The organism is Nakamurella sp., from assembly GCF_044224575.1.
Classification (GTDB): domain Bacteria; phylum Actinomycetota; class Actinomycetes; order Mycobacteriales; family Nakamurellaceae; genus Nakamurella.
Window position 1 is genome coordinate 124,387 of sequence record NZ_JBGAKE010000011.1, and the last position, 18,733, is coordinate 143,119.

Sequence of the window (18,733 nt, forward strand, 5' to 3'; positions counted from 1 at the left end):
TCTCAGCTCCCGGAACAAGTCTCGTGATAGGGCCTTTCACCGAACACCGCGCTCCACTCGGCGGGCGTGAGACTGCTCCCGGCGATGGCGCAGGCGGCGGCGATCCAGTCGACGAAGGCCGGATCGATCCGGTAGACGGCACCGTCCTGGGTGGCAACGACCATCCGCTCGTCCGCGGCCACCACGGCGACCGACGGTGAATCGCTCACCGGCACGGCCAGGACGCTGTCGCCGGTCGAGCCGTCCCACACGTGCACGCTGCCGTCGAAGGACGACGTCGTGAAGAACGAGCCGTCGCCGGCGAACGCGACGCCCAGCAGGTAGGGCGGCGGTACCGGCCGCGGCGGCGTGATCCACTGGTTCCGGCCGAGGTCCAGCAGGCCCACCTCGCCGCGCAGTCCGCCGACGGCCACCCGCGTGCCGTCCGGGGACATCGCCGCCGCCCGCACCTCGAAACCGAGATCGCCCCGCTGCAGAACCGTGCCGGTCGCCAGATCGACCTCCACCCAGGTCCGGTCGTCCGGAAACGCGACGACTCGGTCGGAGCCGGGCACCGGGGTCAACGTGCTGATGGCGCGGCCGAGCGGCACCGCCGGACCGGCCGGCGTCAACGACCGCGGGTCGACCCGCTGCACGTCACCGGCCCGGTCGCCGACCACGACGAACGCGCCGTCAGGGGCCACGGCGACCGCGCTGATCTCGGTGGCCGCGACCCACTGATCGTCCCGGATCCGACCGCCGGCCCGATCCCACGCCCGAAGGTTCGGTCCGGCCGCGGTGAGCACCGTTGCGGCGCCGGGCGAGAGCCAGGCGGCGACCTGGCCGGCGTCCGGGTCGGCCAACGGGGGCCCCAGGTCACCGGTGGTCGCGTCGAGGAACTCCAACTTTCCGGCGGAATCCTTCTGTCCGGTGTACGCCACCGCCCGGCCGTCAGGGGACGGCACGATCGAGCCCACTCCGGCCGGACCCGTCGGCGCGACCAGCCGGGTGATGAAGCGGCGCCGGCCGTCGAGATCCCAGACCAGGACCCGCTTGTCCTCCCCGCCGCTGTAGAGGGTGGCCGAGTCCGGAGCGAAGACGAGTGCCAGGACGGGGCCGCCGTGCCCGGTCAGCCGCGCCGTCTGCCGGTACGAGGTGGGGTCCCACACGAGGACGGAGCGGTCGGCGCCGCCGGCGGCGAGTGATCGGCCGTCGGGCGAAAACCGGACGGTCAACACCCGGTCGGTATGTCCGTGCAGCCGGGTCCGCTCGGTCAGCGTCGACGCGTCGAACAGGACGACATCACGGCCTTCGCCGATGGCCAGTGTGGTTCCGTCAGGACTGATCGCCAGCGTGTCCGCCAGCACGTCGAACGTTTCCTCGCCGGGCCGGTCGTCGCGCAGCGGAACGATTCCCGGCGGCACCGGTACGGATTCGAGCAATTCACCGGATTCGGTGTCGATCACCGCCAGCATGGGCTGCTGGGTGAGCACGTAGAGCCGATCACCGCCCGGGCTCAGGGCGATCGCCAGCGACGGTACCGCCGCCACACGTGCCGCCGGTCCCTCCGGGTCCGGGCCTTCCCACACCAGGTACGCGGTGTCCGACACCGCCGAGCCGTCGCCCCCCTCGGCGTAGACGGCGACGTGCCGGCCGTCCGCACTGAAGGCCACGTCTTCGGCGTACTGCCAGTAGCCCAGCAGGCCTTCGCCCGACAGGTGGTGCACGTTGTTCAGGTGCGAGTCGCTGACCGCCGCGGTCAGCTCGTTCAGCCCCTCGCCGAGCCCTCCGGACCCTTTGCCGGCCAACAGCAGCTGCTCACCGTCGGGCCGGTATTCGATGGACCAGCCGTTGATTTCCGAGAATGCAACCTGTTCGAGCGTATCGGTGCGAATGACCGAGATACCGGTATCGCTCTCGCCGGTCAGCAGGGTGCCACCGTCGGGGCTGACGGCCAGCGCGCGCACCACGTCCTGCGCGACCAGCGAACGGATCAGCGCCGGATGGGCCGAGACCGCGTCCACGAGCTGGTTCCGGGTCGCCGGCGAGTCCTGGATCCGGTTCGCCTCCACCGCCAGCAGCAGCGACTCGCTGAGGGTGCCGGCGCCGCGGGCGGCGTCGTCCACCCGCGTCGCCTCGGCCAGGCCGGTGGCCAGATCGGCCGCTTCCCGTTGTCGCTGCTGCCGCAGGGCGAGCAGGCCGGTCACCAGCGCCACGATCAGCACCGCGACCAGCGCGCCGGCCAGCAGCCGGTTGCGGCGCCGGACCCGGACCCGCTGCCGCGCCTGCGCCCGCGCGGCTTGCTGCTCGGCGTCCCGGGCGCCGACGCCGGCCTCGATGAAGTCGGACTCGGTGGAGGTCAAGGTCGGCCCGGTGGCGTCGCGCCAGTCGACGACCTGGGCCAGCCGGACCCCTCGGTACAGCTCGCTGTCCGGCCGGCCCAAGTCCTGCCAGGCGTCCGCGGTGGCCGTCAGGTGCCGCAGGATGCGCTGGCCATCGACGTCCTCGTCGAGCCAACCGGCCAGCCGCGGCCAGGCCCGGGCCAGGCATTCGTGCGCGACCTGGACGGTCTGGTGGTCGGTGGTGACCAGCCGGGCGTCGGCCAGCCGGTCGACCATCCCCTCCCGTTCCGGGTCGGCGACCAGTTGGCCGCGCGGCACCCGCGTGCGGATCGGCTCACCGTCAGCCGTCGTCGTGATCAGCCGCAGCATGAGCCGGCGAAGCAGTTCCCGCTGCGGCACCGTCAACGACTCGTACAGGCCCTCGGCGGAGTGCGCCACACTCTCGCGGATGCCCCCCGTGGCCCGGTAGCCGGCCACCGTCAGGGTTCGGCCGGACCGCCGCTCCCAGGTCTGCCGCAGGGCGTGCGACAGCAACGGCAACGCCCCGGGCTCGCCCTCCACCTCCCGGACCAGAAGGTCGACAAGACCGGGCTCGAGCAGGAGGCCGGACCGGTCCGCCGGTCCAGTGATCGCCGTCCGAAGTGCGTCCGCTCCCATCGGGCCGAGCAGGTACAGACCCCGCTCGACGGTCCGGGCCAGGTCCGGATGGGCGGCGAGCTCGCCTAGGTGGTCGGCCCGCAGCGCGATGACCACCCGGCACCAGGTCGCCCGGGCGGCGAGCTCGGCGCAGAACGCCTGGCGTTCCACGGGGTCGGCGCAGTGGGTGAAGACCTCCTCGAACTGATCGACGATCAAGGCGACCCCGACCTGGTCGAGCTCGGCGATCGCTTCCATCGGGTGCGATCCCGGGGTCATGACGATGGGACGGCAGCCGTCGCGGGCCAGCGCGGCACCGACGCCGGCTCGCACCAGCGAGGTCTTGCCGCTCCCCGACGGGCCCACCACGGCGAGGACGCCACGTTCCGTCAGCCGGGAAACACAGTCCGCGACCTCCCACTCGCGACCGAAGTAGACGTCGGCGTCCTCGATGTCGTACCCGACCAGCCCGAGGAACGGGCAGATCCCGTCATCCGCCCGCTGCGCTCCGTCGGACAGGACCGGGTCCTGGCGCAAGATCGCCGTTTCCAAAGCGGCCAGGTCGGGCCCGGGGTCCAGGCCGAGCTCGTGGACCAGCATGCGGCGGGCCCGGCGCAACGTCTGCAGCGCCTCCCCCTGATGCCCGCACCGGTACTGGGCCAGGGCCAGCAGACCCCAGCGCATCTCCCGCAGGGGCGACTGGGCCACGGCTGCCTGCGCCGGGGCGAGCATGTCGGCGTGTCGGCCGGCCCGCAGGCCGGCGTCGATCCGGCATTCCTGCGCCTCCAACCGCAGCTCGGCAAGCCGGGCCGCCTCGATCCGGCCCGGCTCCCAGTGGTCCAGGTCCGGGTAGGCGGCACCGCGCCACAGATCGACGGCCTCGCCGAAACTGTAGGCCGCTCGATCGACATCGTCCCGAGCGAGCTGTTCGCGTCCGTGGCGGAGGAGGGACTCGAAGCGTCGGGCGTCGATGTCCTCGTCGTCGACGGCCAGCCGGTATCCGTACGGCGTCGTCTCGATCGCCGCCGGTCCCAGGGTCCGACGCAGCCGATGGATACAACCCGGCACGACCTTGGGCCAGGACGGTGGCGGGGCCGGTCCCCAGAGGGCGTCCGCCAGCCGTTCGACGCTTGAGATCTCGGTGGGGCTCAGCGCCAACGCCGACAGCACGACGCGATCGCGTGGCGCCAACGCCCCGGCTTCGCCGTTGATCGCCACCGGACCGAGGAGGGCAATCGTCGCCACATCCATGGGAGCAGTCTTCAGTGACGAAGATTAACGGTCAAACGGACTGATAACGGACTGATACCGCAGGTTGATAGTCCGTTCCGGCACGGCCGACCGGTCGCCGGCGCGGATCCGCTGGGCACATCGGGTCCGCGCCGGGCCGGGCTCAGCCCGGACCGGGCGCGTGCATCGCTTCCAGGTGCTGGGACAGCAGGGTGTCCCGGATCTCCTCACGGGCCCGGAGCGCCTTTTCGATCCGCTCGAGTTGTTCGGCGGTGGCCGGCAGGTCATAGACCGCCGAGATGAATCGGGCCAGATCCGGCCGGTAGTCGTGCGCCCAGGCCCGGTACCCCGCCATCTTCTGCGCATTCTTCATGTCCATCAGGCCGTGCAGGAAGCTGGTGACCGGCCGCCACCGCATCCGCGCGGGCACCCCACGAGGGCTCGCCCCCGGCACGATCTCCACCTTCGGTCGCGCGTCGGTGAGCCAGCCGGGCTTGGAGGACAGCAGGTCGACGCCGAACTTGGTGACGCCGTCGTTGTCGTGGCTGACCATGACGTAGCGCAGCGCGGCCCGGTGCTCGGCCGGGAGCTGACTCAGCTGGTCGAAGTCGTTGAGCTTGGCCACCAGCAGGGGGTCGACGTCCGGTCGGGCCGCGCCCGTCACCTGGTGCATCCATCCGCTGGCGTACGGCGTACCGATCCACAAGGCCCGGTCGATGCCCAGCGCTTCGGGGCCCAGCGTGCCCCAGTGCAGCAGCACGTCCTGGCTGGTGTGGGCGCCGAGGCTTTCCCCGAACAGCACCACCTTCGGTCGCGGGCCGGGCCGGTCGCGCAGCCGCGCGCTGATCGCCAGCCAGAGCAGCCGGTTCTGCTCCCGGGCGTCCTTGACCTTGAACAGCGACAGCGGGGATGGCCGCTTGGAGTACTGCATGGTCACGATGGCCACGTCGCCGCGGGTCAGGTAGGAGGCGGCTGCGGTCGCGCAGTAGTTGATGTACCCGGACCCGGTCGGCGAGCACAGCATGATCATCGACCGGTCCCAGGCGCCGACCCGGTCCATCTCGGCCAGCGCGAGGTCGACCCGGGCCCGGATGGTCGGCGCGCTGTCCAGCCCGACGTAGATCAGCGCGGGGGCAGCGACCGCCGGTTCACCCATCACCGACGAGATCGCCAGGTCGGGCAGGCTGACCGGCAGGCCGGAGACGGGTTCGGGCCGCGGGTAGAGCAGGACGTGCCGCCGGCCCTCCCGGCCCAACGTCGGCCACGGCACCAGGCTGGCGGCCGACCCGCTGGCGGTCGGTCCGACCCACCGGTGCCCGCCCTCGTCGTCGATGATCGGTTCGATGACATTGGTGCCGGCCTCGATCGACCGGATGGCACGGTGCCAGAGCACGGTTCCGCCGGCGACCAGCGCGGCCAGGGTGATGACGTGCCCGACGGGCCGCCAGACCACGCGGCCGCCGGGCAGCGCGGTGGCCAGCAGGGCTCCGGTGCCGTCGGCCAGCAGCCGTTGGCCGAGCGCGGCTCCGGACACCGCGGCGACCACCCCGGCGCTGGCCAGCGCGGCGCGCAGCGGCTCGACGACCGGCGCGTCGGTGGTGGCCGGCTCGTCCGGCAGTCCGCGCCGCCGGTAGGCCTCCAGAGCCAGGCCGATCCCCAGCCCGATCGGCGCGCCCAGCGGGATTGCGGCGAGCCGACCGCCCGCTCCGACGGCCCGATCCGCGGCGGCCATCCCGGTGCGGCTGAGGGTGAAGACGGTGCCGCCGAAGCCGGTCACCGCGGTTCGCCACGCGACCTGCCGGGCGATACCGCGCAGCATCGGCTCCCCGGACCGGCGGGTCAGCACCTGGTGCACGGCGATGCCCAGTGGAATGACGGCGAGGTCGGCGATCAGGGATGCGCGGCGTTGCCGAGCCGGGTCGTCCGGGCCGGCCACCCACCCGAGCACACCCGCGGTCAGCGCCTCGATGCTGTCCTGGGTGGCCGTGGTCAGCAGATAGGACAGGCTCGTCCCGATCCCGGTGACGATCGCCTGATCCTGCAGGCTCCGGGGGACCAGGGACGGCTCGAAGGTGCCGGGTGCACCCGCGGCGGCCACCAACAGGCCGGTCTGATCGCCCGGCCCGGCCAGTCGGGCCACCCACTGCTGGACTCCCATGACGCTCCGTTTCGTCGTATCGGCCACCGCGCCGACGTGTGTTTGCGCATCATGGCTGTCACCGGCCGATTCGGCACCGCCCAGGACGGGTCATGCGGGGCCGAATCGAAGCCAGTCCCGAGCCAGCCGCGAGTTAGCCCGATCCGGATGAGGCCGACAAGGCCTGGCCGGAGGCATCGTCGGCGGTACGCACACCCGAGGAGTCGCCATGCCGATGGACACGTTCCTGCTGATCGCCGCCCAGTACGACAACGAGGAGGCCGCGGTCGCCGACTACGAGTCGGTCAAGGCGGTGTACCACGAGACGCACATCATCGATACCTTCGACGCCGCAGTGGTCTCCAAGGACGCCGATGGCAAGGTCAAGATCGTCAAGCGGCACGAGCAGCCGACCCGGGACGCGGCCAAGGGCGGCCTCGGGGTCGGTCTGGCGGTCGGCGCACTGGTGGCGCTGTTCCCCGCGGTCGGGCTGGGCGCCGGGCTGCTGTTCGGCGGTGCGGCCGGCGCCGGAGTGGGAGCGTTGGCCGGCCACGCCGCGGCCGGGTTGAGCCGATCCGATCTCAAGGAGTTGGGCGAGCTGCTGGACGCCGGCCAGAGCGGCTTCGTCCTGGTCGCCGCGACCGACCTGCAGGACAAGCTGGACAAGGCCATCAAGCGGGCCGACAAGCAGGTGCGCAAGGAGTTGAAGGCCGACCCGGATGCAGTGAGCGCCGAGCTGGCCACCCTGGCCTGACCGTCTCTCGACCCGAGGTCAGCCGAGGGTGCGGGACTGCCCGATCGGCAGTCCCTTGGCCCACCAGTGTCCGAAGCGGCGGTAGATCAACGGGTCCCGGTCCGCCAGGAACGCCGTGAGCGCAGCGCCCTCCCGATCCAATTCGGCCCACTGCTCGTCGGTGAGCGGCTCGAACGCGCCGGCCTCGATGCCGTTCTCGGTCGCCCGCCAGACCCCGGCCACGTGGCCGTCCACCAGCAAGGTGGGCAGGACGTCGCCGTTGCGCCGGATCACGTGCGACCGGTACCGCGGCGGGATGTGCCGACTCCGGTCCGCGTGGGCCAGCAGCAGGCTGTCCCACATGCCGAGCAACCGGGCCGGGGCCGGGGTGTCCGGATCGGGCACGCCCAGGTCCGGCAGATCCAGCAATTCCACCCCGTCCGGACCGGGCCGATCCCGCAGCGTCCCGGCCATGGCCGCCACGGCGGCCCGCACGACGGACCGCTTGAGCAGCGTGAACTGCGCGATGTCGACCACGCCCGCGGGTCCGAATCCGGCCAGGTAGCGGCGGATGAGGTGCTCGATCGACCGGTCGGGCGGATCGGCGGAGTCCGCGACCGGGCCGGCCGCGTACGCCGGGCGGGGACCGAACGTCCAGGTGGTGCCGGCCGGCGCGTGCACGAACGGGCCGTAGGTGCGCAGCGCCCACCACACGCCGGGCGGCGGCAACTCGCCGAGTCGATCCCGGGCCCAGGAGTCGAGGTCGGCGTTGCTGCGGGGCTCGCCGGTGAAGGCGAGCAGGTCCGGGATCAGGGCGTCGGCGTCGGCGGGGGTCAGCCCCAGGCCCCGGAACCGCCGGTCATACACCCGGGAGGCCCGGAGGGACGAGGCCATCGCGTGCCGGAACGCCGGATAGTCGTCGCGGTGCACCGCCTGCAGGGTGATCCGCATCAGGGGGGCCTTGATCACCCGACCGTCGGTGAATGCCGCGGTCAGGTCGGCCGGGACGAAACCCGCCAGCCGGTTCCACAACGCGAGGTAGGGGGAGGCGGGTTCCTGGGCCTGCAACGCGACGGTGCGCCGGACGGCCTCGTCGACCGGCAGCGCCGTGCGACCCAGCAGGAGCTGTCGATCCAGGGTCGCCCGGTTGAGTTGCCGGGTGGTCACCACCACCCGGCGACGTTATCCCGGGCGACGGATCCCGCGCCCGGGCAATTGGTCAGGCGACCCGGGATTCGTCGTCGGCGGCGACCTCGTCAAGCCCGGTGATGACCTCGAACGTGGTGGCGTCCGCCATCGACACGGTCTCGTTGTCCCACAGAATGCGCGCTCGGGCGGGCACGCCGTAGCGCGGCGGCGCGACATTCACGACGAGCCCGGTCAGGCCGACGCTGACGCACACGTCATCGACGAAAGACCTGACCTTGTCGCCGATGCGCAAGGCTCGGGGACGGGCGACCACGGCCGGACCGTCGGCAGATCCTTGCGGTGTCATCGATTCCGCGTCGGTCCGGCCGAAAGCGGCCACCCCACCGCTCTTGGCCTCACCGATCGGCGCGGCGGCGAAGGCCGGTAGCCCTTGCTCGGCGGAAATCTCCTCGTTGATGCTCACGGGTCGCCCCTTTCGGTTCGTCGCTTTCCAGATAAGAGTGCGCGACGTTCCGTCCCGGACGAATACGACAATGTTACTTGGATGTGAATCGCCTGTTGCCCTCATCACAGCAACCTGGGGGAGGAATGGTGTCAGTCATTCCGGCGCCCGGCCGGTGATTCCAACGCCGCCAGCATCCGGGTCAGTTCGTCCCGCAGTTCGGTGAGCCGGCCGACGGACAGTCCGGTGCGCTGCCCGATCTCGCGGGGAACGCCGACCGCCCGGTCGCGGATCGCCAGACCGGCCGCGGTCAGCGCGATGACGACCCGGCGTTCGTCCGTGGCGTGGCGGCGCCTGGTCACGAGGTCCATGCCCGCCAGACGCTTGAGCAGCGGCGTCAAGGTCCCACTGTCCAGGTGCAGTTGCCGACCCAGTTCGGAGACGCCCACGGCCTCGTCCGGGTGCTCCCAGAGCACCAGCAGCACCAGGTACTGCGGGTAGGTCAGACCCAGGTCGGCGAGCAGCGGAGTGTAGGCGCGGACGATCGCCCGGCTCGCCGAGTACAGGGCGAAGCAGATCTGGTTGTCCAGCTCGAGATCGCGATAGGGCCGGGGTGTCCGGATCGGGCACGCCCAGGTCCGGCAGATCCAGCAATTCCACCCCGTCCGGACCGGGCCGATCCCGCAGCGTCCCGGCCATGGCCGCGACGGCGGCCCGCACGACGGACCGCTTGAGCAGCGTGAACTGCGCGATGTCGACCACGCCCGCGGGTCCGAATCCGGCCAGGTAGCGGCGGATGAGGTGCTCGATCGACCGGTCGGGCGGATCGGCGGAGTCCGCGACCGGGCCGGCCGCGTACGCCGGGCGGGGACCGAACGTCCAGGTGGTGCCGGCCGGCGCGTGCACGAACGGGCCGTAGGTGCGCAGCGCCCACCACACGCCGGGCGGCGGCAACTCGCCGAGTCGATCCCGGGCCCAGGAGTCGAGGTCGGCGTTGCTGCGGGGCTCGCCGGTGAAGGCGAGCAGGTCCGGGATCAGGGCGTCGGCGTCGGCGGGGGTCAGCCCCAGGCCCCGGAACCGCCGGTCATACACCCGGGAGGCCCGGAGGGACGAGGCCATCGCGTGCCGGAACGCCGGATAGTCGTCGCGGTGCACCGCCTGCAGGGTGATCCGCATCAGGGGGGCCTTGATCACCCGACCGTCGGTGAATGCCGCGGTCAGGTCGGCCGGGACGAAACCCGCCAGCCGGTTCCACAACGCGAGGTAGGGGGAGGCGGGTTCCTGGGCCTGCAACGCGACGGTGCGCCGGACGGCCTCGTCGACCGGCAGCGCCGTCCGACCCAGCAGGAGCTGTCGATCCAGGGTCGCCCGGGTGAGTTGCCGGGTGGTCACCGCCACCCGGCGACGTTATCCCGGGCGACGGATCCCGCGCCCGGGCAATTGGTCAGGCGACCCGGGATTCGTCGTCGGCGGCGACCTCGTCAAGCCCGGTGATGACCTCGAACGTGGTGGCGTCCGCCATCGACACGGTCTCGTTGTCCCACAGAATGCGGGCCCGGGCGGGCGCGCCGTAACGCGGCGGCGCGACATTCACGACAAGCCCGGTCAGGCCGACGCTGACGCACACGTCGTCGACGAAAGACCTGACCTTGTCGCCGATGCGCAATGCCCGGGGACGGGCGACCACGGCCGGACCGTCGGCGGATCCTTGCGGTGTCATCGATTCCGCGTCGGGCCGGCCGAAAGCGGCCAGTCCACCACTCTTGGCCTCGCCGATCGGCGCGGCGGCGAAGGCCGGTAGCCCTTGATCGGCGGAAATCTCCTCATTGATGCTCACGAGTCGCCCCTTCCGGTTCGTCGCTTTCCAGATAAGAGTGCGCGACGTTCCGTCTCGGACGAATACGACAATGTTACTTGGATGTGAATCGCCTGTTGCCCTCATCACAGCAACCTGGGAGCGCAATTGGGTCAGTCTTTCCGGCGATATGTCGGTGATTCCAGCGCCGCCACCATGCGGGTCAGTTCGTCCCGCAGTTCGGTGAGCCGGCCGACGGACAGTCCGGTGCGCTGCCCGATCTGGCGGGGAACGCCGACCGCCCGGTCGCGGATCGCCAGCCCGGCCGCGGTCAACGCGATCACGACCCGGCGTTCGTCCGTCGCGTGGCGGCGCCTGGTCACGTGGCCCATGCCCGCCAGACGCTTGAGCAGCGGCGTCAAGGTCCCACTGTCCAGGTGCAGTCGCCGACCCAGTTCGGAGACGCCCACGGCCTCGTCCGGGTGTTCCCAGAGCACCAGCAGCACCAGGTACTGCGGGTAGGTCAGACCCAGGTCGGCGAGCAGCGGAGTGTAGGCGCGGACGATCGCCCGGCTCGCCGAGTACAGGGCGAAGCAGATCTGGTTGTCCAGCTCGAGATCGCGATAGTCCCCGCCCGGCGTGGGGTCCGGGTGTCGATCCTGGTTCCCGCTCGGCCCCGCGCCCATGTGGCCCATCCTACAGCGTCTCGATGTTGCCCTATTAGATTGTGCGCAATACAGTTGCTGGCAACCGACCCGATCGGGTCGACATGAAGGAGACACCATGAGCGCGCTGTACACCGCCGTCGCCACCTCGAGCGGGGACGGTCGGAACGGGCATGTCCGGACGGACGACGGCCTGATCGACGCCGACACGCGGGTCCCGCAGGCGATGGGCGGCCCGGGTGGGGCCACCAACCCGGAGCAGCTTTTTGCCGCCGGCTACGCCGCGTGCTTCCATAGCGCCATCAAGCTGGTCGGCCGCCAGGAGAAGATCGACGTGACCGATTCGACCGTCACCGCCGAGGTCGACATCTCCAGGCAGGACGTCGGCTTCGGCCTGGGCGTGCGCCTGGTCGTCCGCATCCCGAACGCCGACCCGGCCGCGGTCGCCGCGGTGACCGAGAAGGCCCACCAGGTGTGCCCGTACTCGAATGCCACCCGCGGCAACATCGAGGTCGACCTGCAGGTCGTCTGATCCGGCGGTTCGCCCGGTACGGCGATGGGGCACAGTGAAGCGGTGACCGAGCCGTTTCCCGGGCCGTCGTTGCCCACGCTGATCGACGCTATCCGTTCCGGCCGGCTGACCCCGGCCGAGCACGTCGCCCAGGTGCTGGACCGGCTGGCCGCGGACCCGTTCAACACGGTGATCACGCTGGACGTCGAGCGGGCGACGGCCGCGGCCGCCGTGCTGACCGACGAGGCGAACCAGGGCCAATGGCGTGGGCCGTTGCATGGGATCGCATTAGGCGTCAAGGATCTCATCGACGTGGTGGGCCTGCCCACCCGCTGCGGATCCAATGTGCTGCAGGGCGCACCGCCGGCTTCCGTTGACGCGCCAGTGGTCGCCCGGCTTCGGACGGCCGGCGCGGTGGTCGTGGCCAAGCTGCACACCCAGGAGTTCGCGCACGGCCCGACCGGTGACGTCGCCGCCACCGGGCCGGCGCGCAACCCGCACGATCCGACCCGGATCACCGGTGGGTCGTCCTCCGGGTCCGCCGCGGCCGTCGCCGCCGGGTACCTCCCACTCGCCCTGGGTACCGACACCGGTTGCAGTGTGCGGACTCCCGCCGCCCTATGCGGGGTGGTCGGGCTGAAGCCGACCTACGGTGCGGTGAGCACCGACGGGGTCTTCCCGCTGGCCGAGACCCTGGACCACGTCGGTCTGCTGACGAGTGACGCGGCCGGCGCGGCCCTGGCCTGGTCGGTGCTGCACGGCCGCGACGCCGCCGTTCCGGTCACCCTCGACGGGCTGCGGATCGGCGTGCCCGTCGATGACTACTGGCAGCCGGCCGACCCGGCCATCGCACCCTGGCCGGCCGCCGCCGTCGCCGCGCTCGCCGCGGCCGGCGCCCGGGTGGTCGAGGTGCGCACCCCGATGATCGACGAGCTGGTCGCCGCCTACCCGCTGATCGTGGGGAACGAGGCCTACACCACCCACGCGCGGTGGCTGGCCCGACGGCCCGCCGACTACCAGCCGCTGGTCCGCGAACGGCTGCTGTCCTTCGCCGACCGGCCGGCCGTCGAGTACATCCGGGCCCAACGCACCCGGCGCCGGTTGGTGCCGGAACTGCGAGCCGCGGTCGGCGATGTCGACGTGCTGGTGCTGCCGACCACCCGCCTTCGGGCCACCCCGATCGGTGCCGCGTCGGTCCCGATGGACGGGGTCGACGTCGACGTCCGCCCGGCGCTGCTGGCGCTGAACTCGCCGTTCAATCTGTCCGGCTGGCCGGCGGTGTCCGTGCCCGCCCCGGTGGACGGGCTGCCCATCGGCGTGCAGATCGTCGGGGTGGGCCTGGACGAGCACGGCATCCTCGACGTGGCCGCTGCACTGGAGCGGGCCTGGCGCTGACGCCCGCCCCCACGCCGTCCCGACGCGGTCCCCACGCGGTCCCCACACTCCTGTTGATCATGGGCGCGTGGCCGCTCTGACCGCGGTCAGAACGGCCGCGAGCCCATGATCAACAACGGATGTGCCCGGGTCGGTTGGCGCGGGTCGGGGTCGGGTCGGCGGGATCAGAGGCCGGCCTGGACCTTCTCCAACGCCGCCCGGTCGGCGGCGACCCCGGTCCATGATCCGGACACACCCGGTCGGGGCAACCCCGGCGATCGCAGCAGCGGGGCCAGGCCGGACCGGAGGGCCGCCATGTCGGGCTCGTCGGCCAGCGTGCTGACCGCCAGATCCTGGCGCGGATCGACGATCAGACCGATGCCGATCCTCGGCATCGGAATGTAAAGGTTGGCGATCGCCTGCTGGGCGAGGACCTCCGGCGAGGGCGGTGGCGGGGCCGCGGGGGCCGCCGCCGCACCGAAGGCGCGGAAGTAGGGGACCAGGACCTGCGGCTTGACACCCGACTCTTCGCTGCACTTCTGCCGTACAACCTCACCCTGGCCGGCATTCCCCCTGCCCCAGTACGGCGATTCGGCCTCCGGTTGTTGCTCCATGGGCTGCTCCCAGCAGTCCGGCACGAAGGGAGCGCCGCCTGCTGGTTGCGAGCCGGCTGAGGAGCCATCGCCCCCGGCCCCGGGCGCCCCTGCGCCAGTAGCGGTGAGCTGGCATGCCACACGTCCGCTGCAGCTGACTGGATCTGACCGGGGGTTCGCAGCTCCAGTCACCAGGGATCCCGACACCAGCATGACTGCAACGACCGGTGCCCAGATCAACACGTGGAGTCCCGGTCGAAAGTATCGACCGCGACAAGCCAAGCGCCGCCCTGCACCTGTCCAACTTGAGTCGCTGTCTGGAACCGCTCGTAGGTTCCAGGACCATCAGGCACCTTGACCGACTGGCCGTTGGCGTCGACGACATCCGTCCCGGACACGTCGACGCATCCGACCAGATGGACGTTGGCCGGCTCCACCTTGATCACCATGGCATCAACGACGGTCCGACCAGTGGTGTGTCGGCCCGCGTTCGCCAATGAATGGATGTCGTTGAGAAGCAGGTCGCCAGCGGTCCCATCCGCCACAGCGGCGATCTGCTGAGCCCAATCATTGGTGGGATCAGCCAACGCCTGGTCACTCACCGACCAGTACGCGCGATACACCTCGACCGCAGCCTTGGCATCCGCAATCTGGTCGGCGGTCAGTCCCGCCGGCAACGGCGCGAGGCTGACACCGCCGCTGCTCGTCGCAACGCCATCGCTGCTGGGTGGGGCAAGTTCGGAAGGATCGATAGCGCTCGGGGTCGCCGACAGATAGGTCGACGGGTCCACCACACTCGGCGTCGCGGATGCCGTCGACTGCAACGAGATCGACGCGGGAGCGTCGCCGCTCGACATGGTGCACCCACTCAGCGCGAGTATCCCCACAACGCCCAACACCCATCGGGTGCGCTTGACCATGCCCGAGGTGTCCCTTCGACGACGTTGTTGCCGCACCATACGCAGCGGCCGGCCATGATCGATAGTTCGATCCCGACGTCTGTGGATAACTCGGTCGCGCCCGGCGCGAACGCAAACCCCGCCACGTCGTCGCGCTGATACGAGTCCCATCAACGAGCACGACGCGGGTATGACAGTGGGACCTCAATCAGCGGGGGCCAGCGAACGCGCGGCACAGTGAGCGCAACAGCGCAGCTCAGACGACTCCCGGCCGCACGACGGACCGATCCCGGATCAGGGTGCCGAAGGCGAAGGCGAGCGGCAGCATGAGCACCCCGTAGACCGCGGCCGGCAACGACAGCTCGGTCGAGCCCAGCACGGTCTGCGCCACGACGATGGCCAGGGTCGCGTTGTGGATGCCGATCTCGAACGAGGTTGCGATCGCCTGCCGGCGGGGCGCGCCGAACAATCGTGGCACCGCGAAACCCACCGTCAGGCTCAGCAGGCAGAACAGCACCGTGATCACGCTCAGCCGGCCGAACTCCTGGGCGAGCAGGTTCCAATTGGTGGCGATCGCGGCCAGCAGCACCACGACGAGGATCGCGAACGACGCGATCCGCACCGGGCGCTCCATCCGATCGGCCCAGGCCGGGCGCCGGGACCGGAGGAGCATGCCCACGATGACCGGCAACAGCACGATGACGAACACGTCGACCGCCGTCTTGGCCTGCGTTCCGACCTCCGCGGTGCCGGCGCCGAAATAGCCGATGGACAGGTTGACCAGCACGGGCAGGGTGATCAGCGCGAGCACCGAGTTCACCGCGGTGAGGCTGATGTTGAGCGCAACGTCGCCCCGGAAGAGATGGCTGAACAGATTGGCCGAGGTGCCACCGGGTGCGGCGGCGAGCAGCATCATGCCGACGGCCAGGATCGGCGGCAGACCGAACGCCAGGATCAGGACGAAGCAGATCGCCGGCAGCACCAGGATCTGGCAGGCCAGCGCGACGATCGTGACCTTCGGGTGCCGCAGGACCCGTTCGAAGTCCGCTCGGCTCAGGCCGAGGCCCAGGCCGAGCATGACGATGGCCAGGGCGACGGGCAGGGCGACCGTGGTGAACACTGATCCCATGCCGGAGAGTCTGCCTTATCGGACACCCGGTCGTGAACTGGTCAGTCGCGTTCGCCCAGGGTGAGCTCGACCCCACCCGACATCGCGGCCGCCGCGTTATAGATGAATGCCGCCACCGTGGCCAGCGCGGTGAACAGCACGATGTTGATCGCCCCGATGATCGCGGTGATCCCGAACACCCGGCCCGCGGTGATCAGGTCGGTCTTGCCGGCCGCCTGGGTGTCGGGCGTCGAGGTCAGCGTGGAGAACGTGTCGTTGATGCGACCCCACACGTCCATCGCGCCGAGCGTCAGGTACAGGATGCCGATCGCGATCATCCAGACGAAGAACATGACGATCGCCACGATCAGGCTGATCTTCAGCACCGTCCACGGATCGACCCGCTTGAGCTGCAATGAGGCGAGCCGCGGCGGGCGGCGGGTGGCCTTCCCCCGGCGGGCGGCCTCGGAACCGGCGCGCGGAGGCGGCGGCGCCGGACGGGCGCCGACCTGCTGGGGGGATGCCATCGACCCGTCGGGGGCGGTCGGACCGGGACCGCCCGACGTTCCGGTCGGCGCGGGTGCGCCCGGACCGGACGGCGCGCTCACGAGGATTCCCCGGCGGGACCGGCCGGCGCGACCTCGTCGTCGGCGTTCCGGGCGATGGCCACCAGGCTGTCCCCCTCGGACAGGTTCATCAACCGCACTCCCATGGTTTGTCGCTTCGCCTTACGCACTTCCCGCGCCTGGGTCCGGATGACCCCGCCGCCCGAGGTGATCGCATACACCTCGGTGTCCAGATCGACGATCAGGGCGCCCACCAGCTTGCCACGACGACGGTCGTACTGAATCGTCAAGACGCCCTTGCCACCCCGGCCCTGGACCGGGTACTCCTCGATATCGGTGCGCTTGGCATAGCCGCGTTCCGTTGCGACCAGCACCTGCGCCCCCTCGTAGACGACTGACATCGACAAAAGTTCATCGCCGGCGTTGAATCGCATGCCCAGGACACCGGACGTGGCCCGACCCATCGGTCGCAGCGCCTCGTCGGTCGCGTGGAATCGGATGGACTGGCCCTCGGCCGAGATGAGCAGCAGGTCGGCCGCGGCGTCGCACAGCACCGCGCCGACCAGTTCGTCGTCGTCGCGCAGATTGATGGCGACGATGCCGCCGGCCCGGTTGGAATCGAACGCGGCCAGCTCGCTCTTCTTGACCAGACCGCCCTTGGTGGCCAGCACCAGGTACGGCGCCGCCAGGTAGTGCGGGATCTGGATGACCTCGGCGATCCGCTCATCCGGTTGGAAGGCCAGCAGGTTGGCCACGTGCTGCCCACGGGCGTTGCGGTTGGCCTCGGGCAGCTCGTAGGCCTTGGCCCGGTACACCCGTCCCTTGTTGGTGAAGAACAGGATCCAGTCGTGGGTCGAGCACACGAAGAAGTGCGCCACGATGTCGTCCTGCTTGAGCGCGGCGCCCTGCACGCCCTTGCCGCCCCGCCGCTGGGCCCGGTACAGGTCGGTCTTGGTCCGCTTGGCGTAGCCGGTGCGGGTGATGGTCACCACCACGTCCTCGACGGCGATCAGGTCCTCGATCGAGACGTCGCCGTCGTACGGGATCAGCCGGGTGCGTCGATCGTCGCCGTGCTTGTCGACCGCCTCGTTGAGTTCGTCCCGGATGATCGCCCGCTGCCGCTCCGGCTTGGCCAGGATGTCCCGCAGATCGGCGATGACCCGTTCGAGTTCGGCCAGCTCGTCGATGATCCGCTGCCGTTCCAGGGCGGCCAACCGGCGCAGCTGCATGTCCAGGATGGCGGTGGCCTGGATCTCGTCGACCGTCAGCAGCTCCATCAGGCCGGCCTTGGACTCCTCGGCCGACGGTGAGCGCCGGATCAGGGCGATCACCTCGTCCAGCATGTCGAGCGCCTTGACCAGGCCGCGCAGGATGTGCGCGCGCTCCTCCGCCTTGTCCAGGCGGTACTGGGTCCGCCGGACGATGACCTCAATCTGGTGCGCGACGTACAGGCTGATCATCTGGTCCAGCCGCAGGGTGCGCGGCACCCCGTCGACGATGGCCAGCATGTTCGCCCCGAAGCTGGTCTGCAGCGCCGTGTGCTTGAACAGGTTGGCCAGCACCACCTTGGCCACCGCGTCCCGCTTGAGGGTGATGACCAGCCGCATGCCGATCCGGTCACTGGACTCGTCGGCGATGTCGGCGACGCCGGCGATCTTGCCGTCCTTGTGCAGCTGCGCGATCGCCTCCACCAGGTTGTCGGGGTTGACCTGGTAGGGCAGTTCGGTGACGACCAGGATGGTGCGACCCCTGGCGTCCTCCTCGATGTTGACCACCGCGCGCATCCGGATCGACCCGCGGCCGGTCCGGTAGGCGTCGGCGATGCCGTCCTTGCCGACGATGAGGGCCCGGGTCGGGAAGTCCGGGCCCTGCACGCGGGCCATCGACGCCTCGAGGAGTTCCTCGGCGCTCGCCTCCGGATTTTCCAGGGACCAGACGACGGCCGACGCGACCTCACGCAGATTGTGCGGCGGAATGTTGGTGGCCATCCCGACGGCAATGCCCGAGGAACCGTTGACCAGCAGGTTGGGAATCCGGGACGGCAGCACCGTCGGCTCGGTGGTCTTGTTGTCGTAGTTCGGCACCATGTCGACGGTGTTCTCGCCGATGCCGTCGAGCATGAGCATGGCCAGCTGGGTGAGCCGGCATTCGGTGTAGCGCATCGCGGCGGGCGGATCGTTGCCCATCGACCCGAAATTGCCCTGACCGTCGATCATCGGGTAGCGCAGCGACCACGGCTGGGCCATCCGGACGACGGTGTCGTAGATCGGCGAATCGCCGTGCGGGTGATAGTTGCCCATCACGTCGCCGACCACCCGGGAGGACTTCACCGTCGAACGGTCCGGGCGGAACCCCGAGTCGTACATCCCGTACAGAACCCGGCGGTGCACGGGCTTGAGCCCGTCCCGGACGTCCGGCAGTGCCCGGGAGACGATCACGCTCATCGCATAGTCGATGAACGAGCGCTGCATCTCCTGCTGGATATCGATCGGCTCGGTGCGATCGTGTTCGCCTGAGTCGGGACCTGTCACGACGAGTGCCCTTCGAATATCACGAAACCGTCACGCTGACGGG

The 18,733-nt window shown here is 70.5% G+C and carries 15 protein-coding genes and 1 pseudogene; 3 read left to right on the forward strand and 13 right to left on the reverse strand.

Annotated features, from left to right (window positions below):
* Window positions 1-2: 2 nt before the first annotated feature.
* Together ACILSK_RS14370 and ACILSK_RS14375 are read right to left on the reverse strand one after the other, a co-directional pair.
* Window positions 3-4,208: a BTAD domain-containing putative transcriptional regulator gene (locus ACILSK_RS14370; protein WP_395727851.1), complete on the reverse strand. Its 4,206-nt coding sequence runs from the start codon at window positions 4,206-4,208 to the stop codon at window positions 3-5.
* Window positions 4,209-4,350: 142 nt separating this feature from the next.
* Window positions 4,351-6,345: an alpha/beta-hydrolase family protein gene (locus ACILSK_RS14375; RefSeq protein WP_395727852.1), complete on the reverse strand. Its 1,995-nt coding sequence runs from the start codon at window positions 6,343-6,345 to the stop codon at window positions 4,351-4,353.
* A 208-nt stretch (window positions 6,346-6,553) separates the two neighbouring features.
* On the opposite strand from ACILSK_RS14375, the gene ACILSK_RS14380 reads away from it, so the two are divergent.
* Window positions 6,554-7,078 carry a hypothetical protein gene (locus ACILSK_RS14380; RefSeq protein ID WP_395727853.1) on the forward strand — a complete coding sequence of 175 codons (525 nt, stop codon included), beginning with the start codon at window positions 6,554-6,556 and terminating at the stop codon, window positions 7,076-7,078.
* 18 nt (window positions 7,079-7,096) lie between these two features.
* Here the strand turns inward: ACILSK_RS14380 and ACILSK_RS14385 are convergent, their stop codons facing one another.
* From ACILSK_RS14385 to ACILSK_RS14410, 6 genes and pseudogenes are all read right to left on the reverse strand, one after another.
* Window positions 7,097-8,230 carry a winged helix DNA-binding domain-containing protein gene (locus ACILSK_RS14385; RefSeq protein ID WP_395727854.1) on the reverse strand — a complete coding sequence of 378 codons (1,134 nt, stop codon included), beginning with the start codon at window positions 8,228-8,230 and terminating at the stop codon, window positions 7,097-7,099.
* A gap of 46 nt (window positions 8,231-8,276) precedes the next feature.
* Window positions 8,277-8,669 (reverse strand): hypothetical protein, encoded by a 393-nt coding sequence (locus tag ACILSK_RS14390; protein ID WP_395727855.1) that lies wholly within the window; start codon window positions 8,667-8,669, stop codon window positions 8,277-8,279.
* A gap of 131 nt (window positions 8,670-8,800) precedes the next feature.
* Window positions 8,801-9,271 (reverse strand): MarR family winged helix-turn-helix transcriptional regulator, encoded by a 471-nt coding sequence (locus ACILSK_RS14395; RefSeq protein ID WP_395727903.1) that lies wholly within the window; start codon window positions 9,269-9,271, stop codon window positions 8,801-8,803.
* Window positions 9,267-10,046, reverse strand: a pseudogene (locus tag ACILSK_RS14400) (DNA glycosylase AlkZ-like family protein); the annotation flags it as partial. The gene ACILSK_RS14395 and the pseudogene ACILSK_RS14400, both read right to left, overlap by 5 nt.
* 46 nt (window positions 10,047-10,092) lie before the next feature.
* Entirely contained in the window at window positions 10,093-10,485 is a 393-nt protein-coding gene (locus tag ACILSK_RS14405; protein ID WP_395727856.1) for a hypothetical protein, read from the reverse strand.
* A 131-nt stretch (window positions 10,486-10,616) separates the two neighbouring features.
* The gene (locus ACILSK_RS14410; protein ID WP_395727857.1) at window positions 10,617-11,129 is read right to left on the reverse strand and encodes a MarR family winged helix-turn-helix transcriptional regulator; all 513 of its coding nucleotides are present in this window, start codon (window positions 11,127-11,129) and stop codon (window positions 10,617-10,619) included.
* Window positions 11,130-11,226: 97 nt separating this feature from the next.
* Between ACILSK_RS14410 and ACILSK_RS14415 the strand changes: the two genes are divergently transcribed.
* Window positions 11,227-11,640 carry an organic hydroperoxide resistance protein gene (locus ACILSK_RS14415; protein ID WP_395727858.1) on the forward strand — a complete coding sequence of 138 codons (414 nt, stop codon included), beginning with the start codon at window positions 11,227-11,229 and terminating at the stop codon, window positions 11,638-11,640.
* Between the two features lie 42 nt (window positions 11,641-11,682).
* Window positions 11,683-13,014, forward strand: coding sequence for an amidase (locus ACILSK_RS14420; RefSeq protein WP_395727859.1), 1,332 nt, complete (start codon window positions 11,683-11,685; stop codon window positions 13,012-13,014).
* 164 nt (window positions 13,015-13,178) lie between these two features.
* On the opposite strand, the gene ACILSK_RS14425 is transcribed toward ACILSK_RS14420, so the two are convergent.
* The 5 genes from ACILSK_RS14425 to gyrA all read right to left on the reverse strand — a co-directional run bounded on the left by ACILSK_RS14425 (window position 13,179) and on the right by gyrA (window position 18,630).
* A complete protein-coding gene (locus ACILSK_RS14425) occupies window positions 13,179-13,607 on the reverse strand; it encodes a hypothetical protein (RefSeq protein WP_395727860.1) in 429 nt (142 codons plus the stop codon).
* A 215-nt stretch (window positions 13,608-13,822) separates the two neighbouring features.
* A complete protein-coding gene (locus tag ACILSK_RS14430; protein ID WP_395727861.1) occupies window positions 13,823-14,506 on the reverse strand; it encodes a hypothetical protein in 684 nt (227 codons plus the stop codon).
* Between the two features lie 235 nt (window positions 14,507-14,741).
* Window positions 14,742-15,614: a bile acid:sodium symporter family protein gene (locus ACILSK_RS14435; protein ID WP_395727862.1), complete on the reverse strand. Its 873-nt coding sequence runs from the start codon at window positions 15,612-15,614 to the stop codon at window positions 14,742-14,744.
* Window positions 15,615-15,655: 41 nt separating this feature from the next.
* The gene (locus tag ACILSK_RS14440) at window positions 15,656-16,120 is read right to left on the reverse strand and encodes a DUF3566 domain-containing protein (protein WP_395727863.1); all 465 of its coding nucleotides are present in this window, start codon (window positions 16,118-16,120) and stop codon (window positions 15,656-15,658) included.
* A gap of 77 nt (window positions 16,121-16,197) precedes the next feature.
* Window positions 16,198-18,630, reverse strand: coding sequence for a DNA gyrase subunit A (gyrA, locus tag ACILSK_RS14445; protein ID WP_395727904.1), 2,433 nt, complete (start codon window positions 18,628-18,630; stop codon window positions 16,198-16,200).
* Between the last annotated feature and the right edge of the window lie 103 nt (window positions 18,631-18,733).

Coding starts and splice junctions, on each gene's coding strand:
- ACILSK_RS14370 (WP_395727851.1), bottom strand. CDS start 4,208: ATGGATGTGGCGACGATTGCCCTCCTCGGTCCGGTGGCGATCAACGGC.
- ACILSK_RS14375 (WP_395727852.1), bottom strand. CDS start 6,345: ATGGGAGTCCAGCAGTGGGTGGCCCGACTGGCCGGGCCGGGCGATCAG.
- ACILSK_RS14380 (WP_395727853.1), top strand. CDS start 6,554: ATGCCGATGGACACGTTCCTGCTGATCGCCGCCCAGTACGACAACGAG.
- ACILSK_RS14410 (WP_395727857.1), bottom strand. CDS start 11,129: ATGGGCGCGGGGCCGAGCGGGAACCAGGATCGACACCCGGACCCCACG.
- ACILSK_RS14415 (WP_395727858.1), top strand. CDS start 11,227: ATGAGCGCGCTGTACACCGCCGTCGCCACCTCGAGCGGGGACGGTCGG.
- ACILSK_RS14425 (WP_395727860.1), bottom strand. CDS start 13,607: ATGGAGCAACAACCGGAGGCCGAATCGCCGTACTGGGGCAGGGGGAAT.
- ACILSK_RS14430 (WP_395727861.1), bottom strand. CDS start 14,506: ATGGTCAAGCGCACCCGATGGGTGTTGGGCGTTGTGGGGATACTCGCG.
- ACILSK_RS14435 (WP_395727862.1), bottom strand. CDS start 15,614: ATGGGATCAGTGTTCACCACGGTCGCCCTGCCCGTCGCCCTGGCCATC.
- ACILSK_RS14440 (WP_395727863.1), bottom strand. CDS start 16,120: ATGGCATCCCCCCAGCAGGTCGGCGCCCGTCCGGCGCCGCCGCCTCCG.
- gyrA (WP_395727904.1), bottom strand. CDS start 18,630: ATGCAGCGCTCGTTCATCGACTATGCGATGAGCGTGATCGTCTCCCGG.